At 71.0% G+C, this 11,298-nt stretch carries 9 protein-coding genes and 1 riboswitch; of the genes, 1 reads left to right on the top strand and 8 read right to left on the bottom strand.

The genetic code is table 11. The features are described from left to right. The first annotated feature begins 89 nt into the window (after positions 1-89). Positions 90-2,636 (top strand): ABC transporter permease, encoded by a 2,547-nt coding sequence (locus EF918_RS25420; RefSeq protein ID WP_125650860.1) that lies wholly within the window; start codon positions 90-92, stop codon positions 2,634-2,636. 90 nt (positions 2,637-2,726) lie between these two features. On the opposite strand, the gene EF918_RS25415 is transcribed toward EF918_RS25420, so the two are convergent. The 8 genes from EF918_RS25415 to EF918_RS39145 all read right to left on the bottom strand — a co-directional run. Beyond that, a complete protein-coding gene (locus EF918_RS25415; protein WP_125650858.1) occupies positions 2,727-4,037 on the bottom strand; it encodes a cyclopropane-fatty-acyl-phospholipid synthase family protein in 1,311 nt (436 codons plus the stop codon). 176 nt (positions 4,038-4,213) lie between these two features. Next, entirely contained in the window at positions 4,214-5,599 is a 1,386-nt protein-coding gene (locus EF918_RS25410; RefSeq protein WP_125650855.1) for an NAD(P)/FAD-dependent oxidoreductase, read from the bottom strand. A gap of 370 nt (positions 5,600-5,969) precedes the next feature. Continuing rightward, the gene (locus tag EF918_RS25405) at positions 5,970-6,911 is read right to left on the bottom strand and encodes a Ppx/GppA phosphatase family protein (RefSeq protein ID WP_125650853.1); all 942 of its coding nucleotides are present in this window, start codon (positions 6,909-6,911) and stop codon (positions 5,970-5,972) included. Then, positions 6,908-7,465, bottom strand: coding sequence for a DUF501 domain-containing protein (locus EF918_RS25400; RefSeq protein ID WP_125650851.1), 558 nt, complete (start codon positions 7,463-7,465; stop codon positions 6,908-6,910). Before EF918_RS25400 ends, EF918_RS25405 begins: the two co-directional genes overlap by 4 nt. Before the next feature lie 31 nt (positions 7,466-7,496). Beyond that, the gene (locus EF918_RS25395) at positions 7,497-7,979 is read right to left on the bottom strand and encodes a septum formation initiator family protein (protein WP_125650849.1); all 483 of its coding nucleotides are present in this window, start codon (positions 7,977-7,979) and stop codon (positions 7,497-7,499) included. Positions 7,980-8,093: 114 nt separating this feature from the next. After that, positions 8,094-9,380: a phosphopyruvate hydratase gene (gene eno / locus EF918_RS25390; protein WP_125650847.1), complete on the bottom strand. Its 1,287-nt coding sequence runs from the start codon at positions 9,378-9,380 to the stop codon at positions 8,094-8,096. 312 nt (positions 9,381-9,692) lie between these two features. Then, positions 9,693-10,397, bottom strand: a complete 705-nt coding sequence (locus EF918_RS25385; protein ID WP_125650845.1) for a transglycosylase family protein — start codon at positions 10,395-10,397, stop codon at positions 9,693-9,695. Positions 10,398-10,400: 3 nt separating this feature from the next. Further along, positions 10,401-10,573: riboswitch (cyclic di-AMP (ydaO/yuaA leader) on the bottom strand. Between the two features lie 276 nt (positions 10,574-10,849). Further along, a partial coding sequence (locus tag EF918_RS39145; protein WP_125650843.1) for a LysM domain-containing protein occupies positions 10,850-11,298 on the bottom strand: 449 nt, incomplete at its 5' end.

Genomic DNA, 11,298 nt, shown 5'->3' with positions numbered 1-11,298 from the left:
AAGGCCTTCGACGCCAAGGGCCGCACGAGCTGATCAGTCCCTGATCCTCCGAAGCCACCCACAGACTTCCAGCCCCAGGACCGACCTCCATGTTCCGTACCGCCCTGCGCAACGTGCTCGCGCACAAAGCGAGGCTGCTGATGACGGTGCTCGCCGTCATGCTCGGCGTCGCCTTCGTCTCCGGCACCCTCGTCTTCACCGACACCCTCGGCAAGGCCCTCTCGGGCCAGTCCGCCAAGAGCTACGACGGCGTCGCCGTCTCCGTCACCTCGTACGGCACCGTCCGCGACGAGAACGGCAAGAAGCAGGGCGAGCCCGGCATCAGCCAGCAGACCCTCGACAGGATCGGCAAGTTGAACGGCGTCGACTCCGTCTCCGGCCGGGTCTCCGGCTTCGCCGGCGTCGGCGACGAGAACGGCAAGCTGATCGGCAGCGGCTGGGCCAACCGCGGCGCCAACTACGCGCCCGTCAAGGACGGCAAGGACCCGCGCTACACCTTCACCGACGGCACCGGCCCGGTGAAGGACGACCAGATCGCCCTCGACCGGGCGACCGCCGCCACCGGCAGGTACAAGGTCGGCGACAAGGTCCGCGTGGCCACCAACGGCCCGGTGAAGGAGTACACCCTCTCCGGCGTGTTCACCACCGAGGACGGCCAGGTCAACGCCGGCGGCAGCCTGGTGCTGTTCGACACCAAGGTCGCCCAGACCCTCTACCTCCAGCCGGGCTTCTACTCCGAGCTCGCGGTCGCCGCCAAGCCCGGCGCCTCCCCCGACACCCTGCTGTCCGAGATCAAGCCGCTGCTCGACGCGAAGACCACCAAGGCGCAGACCGGCGCCGCGCTCGCCAAGGAGCAGGCCAAGAGCATCGAGCGGGAGATGGGCAGCATGAGCACGATGCTGCTGGCCTTCGCCCTGATCTCGCTCTTCGTCGGCATCTTCCTCATCTACAACACGTTCACCATGCTGGTCGCCCAGCGCACCAAGGAGCTGGCCCTGCTGCGCGCCGTCGGCGCCGAGCGCGGACAGGTCATGCGGTCGGTGCTGTCCGAGGCCGTGGTCGTGGGCCTGGTCTCCGCGGTGACCGGTCTGCTCGCCGGTGTCGGGCTGGCCGTGGGCATGCGCTCGCTGATGGACTCCCTCGGCGCCAAGATCCCCGCCGGCGACCTGGTGGTCGCCCCGGCGACCGTCGTGTGGGCCCTGGTCATCGGCGTGGTCGTCACCACCCTGTCCGCGCTGCTGCCCGCCTGGCGCACCGGCCGGATCCCCCCGGTCGCCGCGATGGGCAGCGCCCACCTGCCGGCCACCGCCAAGTCCCTCGTGGTGCGCAACGTCTTCGGCGTCCTGCTGGCCCTGCTGGGCATCGGCCTGGTCTTCACCGGCGTCTCCATGGGCGGGGACGGCCGTGAGGTCCTCGGCGGCGGCGCCTTCTTCCTCCTCCTCGGTCTGATCGTGCTGCTGCCGCTGCTGTCGCGCCCGGTCATCGCCGCGATCCGCCCGCTGCTGCGGCGCGTCTTCGGGGTGCCGGGCAAGCTGGCCGCGCAGAACGCGGTGCGCAACCCGCGCCGTACGGCCGTCACCGCGGCCTCGCTGACGATCGGTCTGACCCTGGTCACCACGCTGTCGGTGCTCGGCATCACCATGGGCAAGGCCGTGGACCGGATGAGCTCGGACAAGATCAAGGCCGACTACAAGGTGTCCATGGCGGACGGCGGCGGCGGCCTGGACAAGTCCGTGATCGACGCGCTGGCCAAGGCCCCGGGCGTCAAGGGCGTCTCCCCGCAGACCGCCGGCTTCCTGCGGATCGGCAGCGACTTCCGCGCCGCCTCCGGCGTCGACCCGGCGTCCATCGGCGACATGCTCAACATCGACGTGGTCGCCGGCAGCCTCGACAGCCTGGCCAAGGGCGAGGTCGCGGTCGCGGAGCCCACCGCGAAGAAGAACGGCCTGGCCGTGGGTTCCGTCGTGCAGGCCGAGTTCGACGACGGCTCCCCGGCCCGGCTGAAGGTCGGCGCGGTCTACAAGGAGCTGGACGGGCTGCTCTCGCCGTACGTGCTCGACGACAAGATCCTGCGCGCGCACAGCGAGGAACCGTACATCCCCGAGGTGTACGTCAACACCGGCGGTGAGTCCCAGAAGGCCGAGCAGGCCGTCGTGGACGCCCTCGGCAAGAACCCGGCGATCCGCGTCGCCACCCAGCAGGACATGCGCAACGAGATGGGCGGCATCGTCAACCTCGCGCTGAACATCATGTACGGCCTGCTGGGCATGGCGCTGATCATCTCGGTGCTCGGTGTGGTCAACACCCTGGCGATGTCGGTGTTCGAGCGGACGCAGGAGATCGGCATGCTGCGGGCCATCGGCCTGGACCGCGGCCGGGTCAAGAACATGATCCGCCTGGAGGCCGTGGTGATCTCGCTGTTCGGCGCGGTGCTCGGTGTGGTGGTCGGCGTGTTCCTCGCCTGGGCCCTCGGTACGACGTTCAGCAAGGTGGTGCCCGGCTACGAGCTGGTCCTCCCCTACGGCCGGCTCGGGATCTTCCTCCTGCTGGCCGCGGTGGTCGGGGTCCTGGCCGCCATGTGGCCGGCCCGCAGCGCCGCCCGGCTGAACATGCTGACGGCCATCAAGACGGAGTAGCCGCGGCGCGCCCGTCCGGGTGACGCCGGCACGCCCAGGGCCCCGCGACCTCGTGGTCGCGGGGCCCTTCGCGCTGCCGCGGCGCCCGTCTCAGACGGCCGGCCAGGTACGGGTGCGCAGCGGCAGGTACGAGGACCCGTCGGGCGCGTCCTTCACCGCCAGGACCTGGTTGACGCCCAGCCGGCCCCGTTCGAAGCCGAGGGCGGAGGCGGCCATGTAGAGCTGCCAGACCCGGGCCCGGCCGGGCGAGGTGAGGCGGACGGCCTCCTTCCAGTGGGCCTCCAGCCGGGCCACCCAGGCGCGCAGGGTCAGGGCGTAGTGCTCGCGCAGCGCCTCGACGTCGCGGACCTCGAAGCCGGCCCGTTCCAGCTCGGTGACGGTGGTGCCGAGGGGGGACAGTTCGCCGTCGGGGAAGACGTAGGAGTCGATGAACTCGTCGATGCGGTAGGCGTTCTCGTCCGGCTCGGGGCGGCGGGCGATCTGGTGGTTGAGCAGCCGGCCGCCGGGGCGGAGCAGGGCGAACAGGTCGCTCGCGTACTCGCGGTAGCGCGCGGAGCCGACGTGTTCGGCCATGCCGATCGAGGAAATGGCGTCGTAGGGGCCGTCCTTGACGTCCCGGTAGTCCTGGACCCGGATCTCGATCCGGTCCGCCAGGCCCTCCTCCGCGACGCGCTTGCGGGCGTGGACGGCCTGTTCCCGGGAGAGGGTGATGCCGGTGACCTGGGCGCCGTACTCGCGGGCCGCGTGCAGGGCCATGGAGCCCCAGCCGCAGCCGACGTCGAGCAGCCGCTGGCCGCTGTCGAGGGCGAGCTTGCGGCAGACCAGGTCGAGCTTGGCGTGCTGGGCCTCCTCCAGGGTGCCGCCGGGCTCCCAGTAGGCGCAGGAGTAGACCATGGACGGGCCGAGGACGAGGGCGTAGAAGTCGTTGCCCACGTCGTAGTGGTGGCTGACGGCCTCCCGGTCGCGGCCGCGGGAGTGGACGGGCCCGCCGCGGCGGACGGCCTCCTCGGGGGGCGGTGGTGGGGCCGGCAGCGGCCGGGCGAGGGTGACCAGGTCGCGGGCGGCGGAGCGGGCGTCCCCGTCGCGCAGCAGGGCGAGCGGCCCGTGCCGCGGGTCGGTGAGGCTCCTGGGCCGCCGCTCCCAGATCAGCCCGGCCAGCCGGTCGAGGGCCTCGTAGAGGTCGCCCTCGACGGCGAGCTCCCCGGCCACCCAGGCCCGGGCCAGGCCGAGTTCGCCCGGCTTCCACAGGATGCGGCGCAGGGCGCGGCGGTGCCGGACGACGAGCACGGGGGTCCCGGGCGGGCCGGCCTCGCTGCCGTCCCAGGCGCGGATGCGTACGGGCAGCGGTTCGCCCAGCAGCGTCTCGGCGAGCGCGGCCAGCCGTGGCGCGGCGTCGGTCATGGGCCCACACCTCCAGGAAAGACTCCGACGCATCCCTCTACCCACCTGGTGCGCCGGGCAATCGACGGTGCGGGCCGCACGGAGGGCCCCGGACACGCCGAAGGGCCGCCCGCACCACGGATGGCAGGCGGCCCCTTCGGGGTCGTACGGCCCGGACCGTCAGGTCCGGTCCCGGCTCAGGAGGCCTTGGCCTTCTCGGCCGGGGCAGCGGCGGCGGCCGGGGCCGGCGCCGGCTTGGCGGCCTCGTAGAACTCCTCGCGCGGGGTCTCCAGCGCGCCGAGGGAGACCACCTCGCGCTTGAGGAACATGCCGAGGGTCCAGTCCGCGAAGACCCGGATCTTGCGGTTCCAGGTCGGCATGGCCATGCCGTGGTAGCCACGGTGCATGTACCAGGCCAGCCGGCCCTTGAGCTTGATCTTCATCTTGCCGAAGACCAGCATCGCGACGCCCTTGTGCAGGCCGAGGCCGGCGACGGCGCCCTTGTTGTGGTGCTCGTACTCCGCCTGCGGGAAGCCCCGCATGCCGGAGATGACGTTGTCGCCGAGGACCTTGGCCTGGCGCAGCGCGTGCTGGGCGTTCGGCGGGCACCAGGCGTTCTCCACGCCGGCCTTGCGCAGGGCCATGTCCGGGACCTGGGCGTTGTCGCCCGCGGCCCAGATGTAGTCCGTGCCCTTGACCTGGAGGGTGGGCTCGCAGTCCACGTGGCCGCGCGGGCCCAGCGGCAGGCCGTAGCGGGCCAGGGCCGGGTTCGGCTTGACGCCGGCGGTCCAGACGATGGTGCTGGAGTCGACCTCGAGGCCGTTCTTCAGGACCACGTGGCCGTCCACGCAGGAGTCCATGGAAGTGTTGAGGTAGATCTCGATGCCGCGGGACTCGAGGTGCTCCTTGCCCCAGGCGCCGAGCTTGGGCCCGACCTCGGGAAGGATCTTGTCGGCCGCGTCCACCAGGATGAAGCGCATGTCCTCGCGCTTGATGGTGGAGTAGTACTTCGCGGCGTCGCGGGCCATGTCCTCGACCTCGCCGATGGTCTCCGCGCCGGCGAAGCCGCCGCCCACGAAGACGAAGGTGAGGGCCTTGCGGCGGACGTTCTCGTCCGTCGTGGACTCCGCCTTGTCGAGCTGCTCCAGCACGTGGTTGCGCAGACCGATGCCCTCTTCGACGCCCTTCATGCCGATGCCCTGCTCGGCGAGGCCGGGGATCGGGAAGGTGCGGGAGATGGCGCCGAGCGCGATCACCAGGTAGTCGAAGGGCAGCTCGTACGCCTCGCCGACCAGCGGCGTGACGACGGCGACCTTGCGGTCCTGGTCGATGCTGGTGACCCGGCCGGTGAGAACCTCAGCCTTGGGCAGCACGCGTCGCAGCGGGACGACGACGTGCCGAGGCGAGATGTTGCCGGCGGCCACTTCGGGGAGGAAGGGCTGATAGGTCATGTACGACCGCGGGTCGACGACCGTGACGGTCGCCTCGCCGTAGCGCATCTTCTTGAGGATGCGCTTGGCTGCGTACAGGCCTACGTACCCACCGCCTACTACGAGGATCCTGGGACGCTCCGTGGTGCTCATGGAACGAGTATCCAGCACCCGAAGAGGCGATGCTCGTGAGGGCCTTCACAAGGACCGGTGGGCCCTCTGCTACACTGCGCGGCCCACGTGACCCAGGTCATGCCGGCGGACGGGAACCACGGGGCGGCGGGAGTCGTTGTTCACCTACTCCGACCTGGCCTCCGAGCCTTCGACCGGACTGGACCACCGGGTTGGTACATACCTCCGACGGGACGTGCGCCCTGTCCACGATGTGCACGAACGACCTCGCAAAACGAGCCTGGAGACTCCTGGAAGGTCACAAAGTGCCTCCGGAAGGGGTCTCCAGGCTCATTTTCCTTGTGAAGAACTTCACGAACTTCTTTTGGATCTCGGGACTTACGTCCTTCGGTCAGACGACGGACCAGGCGATTCCATCCAGAATGTCGTGTTCGGAGACCACGACCTCCGAGGCCCCGATCCGCTCCATGAGCGCCCGCAGCACCAGCGCGCCGGCGCCGATGACGTCGACCCGGCCGGGGTGCATCACGCCGAGGGCCGCGCGCTCGGCGTGGGTGGCGGTCAGCATGCGCTCGCTGATCCCGCGGACCTGCTCGTAGGGGATCACCGCGTGGTGGATCTTCGCCGAGTCGTACTCGGCCAGGTCCAGGGCGATCCCGGCGACCGTGGTCACCGAGCCGGCCAGGCCCACCAGGGTGCGGGCCTCGGTCAGCGGGACGGTCTGCTCCGCGAGGTCGAGGGCGGCCTCGATGTCGGCCCGCATCGCGGCGACCTGCGCGGCGGTGGGCGGGTCGGTGACGGCGCCGTCCACGACCAGGTGACGTTCGGTCATCCGGACGCAGCCGACGTCCACCGAACGGGCGGCCCGCACGTGCTCCTCGCCGACGACGAACTCGGTCGAGCCGCCGCCGATGTCCACCACCAGGAACGGCGTGGGCAGGTCGTCGCGGTGCGCCAGGGACTTGGTGGCGCCGGTGAAGGAGAACTCCGCCTCCTGGTCACCGGAGATCACCTCGGGCTCGACGCCCAGGATGTCCACGACGCCCCGGACGAACTCCTCGCGGTTCTCGGCGTCCCGGGACGCCGAGGTCGCCACGAAGCGGATCTTCTCGGCGCCCAGCTCCTCGATCACCGCGGCGTACGCGCGGCAGGCCGCGAAGGTGCGCTCCAGGGCCTCCGGGGCCAGCCGGCCGGTCCGGTCCACGCCCTGGCCGAGCCTGACGATGGTCATCCGGCGGTCCAGGTCCCGCTGCTCGCCGGTGACCGGGTCGCAGTCGGCGACCAGCAGGCGGATGGAGTTCGTCCCGCAGTCGATGGCGGCGACCCGGGTCATGCCGACTCCCCCGCGGTCTCCCCTGCGGTCCCTTGCGCCCCGCACGGGGTGACGCAGGGACCCTTGGCCCACCACTCCGGCAGCATCGCCAGCGCCTCGTCACCGAACGGGTTCACGCCCGGGCCGGCCGCCAGCGAGTGGCCGACCAGCACGTGCAGGCACTTCACCCGGTCGGGCATGCCGCCCGCGCTCGGGAAGCCCTGGAGCACCTCGATGGCGTCACGGCGCTGGATGTAGTCCTCGTGCGCCGCGCGGTACGCGGCGGCGAGCTCCGGGTCCTCGGCGAGCCGGGCCTGCATCTCCTTCATCACGCCGTTGGCCTCCAGCGTGCCGATCGCGGAGGCTGCGCGCGGGCAGGTCAGGTAGTAGAGCGTGGGGAAGGGGGTGCCGTCGGGCAGCCGGGGCGCGGTCTCGACGACGTCCGGCCGGCCGCAGGGGCAGCGGTGCGCGATCGCGCGCAGCCCGCGCGGGGGGCGGCCGAGCTGCTGCTGGAACGCGTCGATGTCCGCGTCGGTCGGCTCGGTCCGTTCGGTCTGGGGCGGGGGCGTCTGCATGCCTGGAGGAAGTCTCTTCGTTCGCGGATGATCATCGGTTGTCGGGGCGGTCGGCCTTGTCCACGCCGTCCCAGACGTTGGAGTACCAGGGGCGGTCCGCCGCGTCCTTGCCGCTGCGGCGCTTCTCCTCGGCCTCGGCGTCCGGGTCGATCACGGTGTAGCCGATCTCCCCGGGCCGTACGTAGTGCAGGTGCTGGCGCGCCTGCTGCTCCACGTAGGCGGGGTCCTGCCAGCGGGCCTTCTCGTCGCGCAGCTCTTCGAGCCGCCGGCGGGCCTCGTCGGCCGCCCGCTGCTGCTCCGCGATCTCCGAGCGCTGGGAGACGTACTGGCGCATCGGATACGCGAGGGCGACGACCAGCGTACAGAGGACGAGCACCAGCAGCGCGGCGCGGCCGGTGAGCCTGCTGCGGCGGACCTGACGGCGCGACTGGGAGCGGTAGACGTGGGCCGCGGTCCGCTCCCCGAGCTGCTTGAGCCTGGTCGCGGTGGAGAACCGGTCCCGGTTCCCGGCCATGGCTGTCGCCTCCCCTGGTAAGCGCGTACGTCCCCGCACACGGTACGGGACCGGGTGCGGGGACGTACGGAGGCGTGCGCCCGCAGGGGTGTCACCCCTGGCGCGGCGTCAGTGTCAGCCCTTGAACCGCGGGAAGGCGGAACGGCCCGCGTACACCGCCGCGTCGTCGAGGATCTCCTCGATGCGCAGCAGCTGGTTGTACTTGGCGACGCGCTCGGAGCGGGCCGGGGCACCGGTCTTGATCTGGCCGCAGTTGGTGGCGACGGCCAGGTCGGCGATGGTGACGTCCTCGGTCTCGCCGGAGCGGTGCGACATCATGCACTTGAAGCCGTTGCGCTGGGCGAGCTCGACGGCGTCGAGGGTCTCGGTCAGGGAGCCGATCTGGTTCACCTTCACGAGCAGGGCGTTCGCGGTGCCCTCCTCGATGCCACGGGCCAGGCGCTCGGGGTTGGTGACGAACAGGTCGTCACCGACGAGCTGCACCTTGGCGCCGAGGCGCTCGGTGATGACCTTCCAGCCGGCCCAGTCGTCCTCGAACAGCGGGTCCTCGATGGAGACGAGCGGGTACGCGGAGACGAGCTCCTCGTAGTACTCGGTCATCTCGGCGGCGGAGCGCTCCTGGCCCTCGAAGAGGTACTTGCCGTCCTTGAAGAACTCGGACGCGGCGACGTCGAGCGCGAGCGCGATGTCCTTGCCCGGGGCGTAGCCGGCCTGCTTGATGGCCTCCAGGATGAGGTCCAGGGCCTCGCGGTTGGAGCCGAGGTTCGGGGCGAAGCCACCCTCGTCGCCCAGGCCCGTGGACAGGCCCTTGGCCTTCAGCACGGACTTGAGGGTGTGGTAGACCTCGGTGCCCCAGCGCAGGGCCTCGGAGAACGACTCGGCGCCGATCGGCGCGATCATGAACTCCTGGATGTCCACGTTGGAGTCGGCGTGCGAGCCGCCGTTGAGGATGTTCATCATCGGAACGGGCAGCAGGTGCGCGTTCGGGCCGCCGAGGTAGCGGAAGAGCGGCAGGTCCGAGGCCTCGGACGCGGCGTGCGCGACGGCCAGGGAGACGCCGAGGATGGCGTTGGCGCCGAGCGAGCCCTTGTTGTCGGTGGCGTCCAGGTCGAACATGGCCTGGTCGATCAGGCGCTGCTCGGTGGCGTCGTAGCCGACCAGCTCGGGGCCGATCTGCTCGATGACGGCGAGGACGGCCTTCTCGACGCCCTTGCCCATGTAGCGGTTCGGGTCACCGTCGCGGAGCTCGATGGCCTCGAAGGCGCCCGTGGAGGCACCGGAGGGAACGGCAGCACGGCCGGTGCTGCCGTCGTCGAGGCCGACCTCGACCTCGACCGTGGGGTTGCCTCGGGAGTCCAGGATTTCCCGGGCTACGACGACGTCGATGGACGGCACGAGCATCTCCTTCTGGGATGTGACGCTGGGTGTGCGGTGGCGGTCCGGGCCGTGGGATGGCCCTGCCGCCCTAGAGCCTAACCGGCTCCGGGCGGTCGGTCGGCCGACCGCCCGCCCCCTGGGACGAAAAAGGGTCCGAATACCCTCCTTACGGGACATAGGGACGCGTGATCGACTCCGCTGCCACCCCGGACCGGCCCCACGCACACCGCCGCCCGGCGCGTACGGTGACGCGCCGGGCGGCGGTGGGGTGCGGACGCGCGCTCGCGCGTCCCGCGAACGGCGCGGTGGTGGTCACCGCGCGTGCTCGCGCAACGTTCAGCTGAGCTTCAGCTTCTGACCCGGGAAGATCAGGTCGGCGTCCTGGACGATGTCCTTGTTCAGGTCGTACAGCTTCTGCCAGCCGCCCTGGACGCCCTGGGCCTGGGCGATGGTGCTGAGGGTGTCGCCCGACTTCACCTCGTAGGAGCCGTTGCCGGTCTGCGGGGCCGCGGGGGCGGCCTTGGTGACCGGGGTCTCGGTGCGCTCGGACCGGGTGGTCGGCGCCTCCGTGCGCTTGGTCTCCTTCTTCGGCGCCGGGGTCTCGGCCTTCTTCTCCTGCTTCTTCGGCTCGGACTTCGGCTTGGCGGCCGGGGTCTCGGCGCCGCCACCGTTGTACGCGGCGCTGGTCAGGCCCTTGCCGCAGACCGGCCAGGCACCCTTGCCCTGGCCCTTGAGGACCTTCTCGGCGATGGCTATCTGCTGGGCCTTGCTGGCCTGGTGGGGCATGCCGGTGCCGCCGTAGCCGCGCCAGGTGCTGAGGGAGAACTGCAGGCCGCCGTAGTAGCCGTTGCCGGTGTTGATGGACCAGTTGCCGCCGGACTCGCACTGGGCGACGGCGTCCCACTGGGAGGCCGTGGCGGCGCTCGCGGAGGTGGCGGTCATCAGCGGGGCGGCGATGGCCGCGCCGGTGACGCCGGCGAGCGTGACGATGCGGGTGGCCTTCGAGGCACGACGGTGCTTGCCCTTGCCGGAAAGCAGCATGGAACTTCTCCTCACCGACGCCTACGAGGTGAGCTGTCGGGTTCGGGCCAATGAGGTGCCCGGCCTCGCGACCTAGCGCGTGGCTTAACCCCTAGCCGTTCCCGTGACCATCTCTCAATGGCCGGTCCCGGCAAAAACCTTGGGTCCCCCGCTCCTGCCTCCGGCGCTTGCGCGACGACTGTTCCCTCGCGACCGCCGGCAGGATTCGGCGATGCGGTCGAAGGGGCCCACGGTGGCGGGCGATCCAGAAGGTAGACAGGTCTCCGCCCGATGTTCAACAAGCGACTTCCGGCGGAAACCACCCCTACTTGCACTCCCGAAAAGGGTGTTTATGCAGGTGAGACGGGGGTTTGCGACATTCCGCAAGAGGGACACGCCAGTTGACCGGAAGAGATGCATGTCTCACTTGCACGAAACGGACATCCACCTCTTTCCGGCCGCCCGAAGTGCCCCTAATTCGCGGTTACATCCAGGTTCTGGCCGGGCTTGATCAGGTCCGCGTTGGTGCCGATGACCTGCTCGTTGGCCTTGTAGAGGGCGCTCCAGCCACCCTTGACCCCCTTCGCGTCCGCGATGGCCGTGAGGTTGTCGCCCGGCTTCACGGTGTACGTCGGTTCTGAGGTGTTTTCAGCCGCGCTCCGGCTCTCGACGGCCGGGGCGCCGCGGTGGCGTCCGGTGCCCTCGCCGGAAGCGTGGCTGCCGGTGCCGGCGGACGGCGCACCCGGGGCGGTGGGAGCACCGGGGGCGGTCGAGGGCGCACCCGGGGCGGTCGGGGTCGCACCCGGCGTCCCCGGCGACCCCGGCGCCATGCCGGGCGCGGTGGGCGCCGTGGGGTCGGTGGGTGCGGTCGGGGCGGTGGAGCCGCCCGGGGTGACCGGCGGGGTGGTCGGCGCGTCCGGGG

Origin of the sequence: Streptomyces sp. WAC06614, assembly GCF_003949795.1 — a bacterium.
GTDB lineage: Bacteria > Actinomycetota > Actinomycetes > Streptomycetales > Streptomycetaceae > Streptomyces.
Note: the sequence above shows the minus strand (reverse complement) of the source record. Positions and strands in the feature narration are given on the sequence as shown.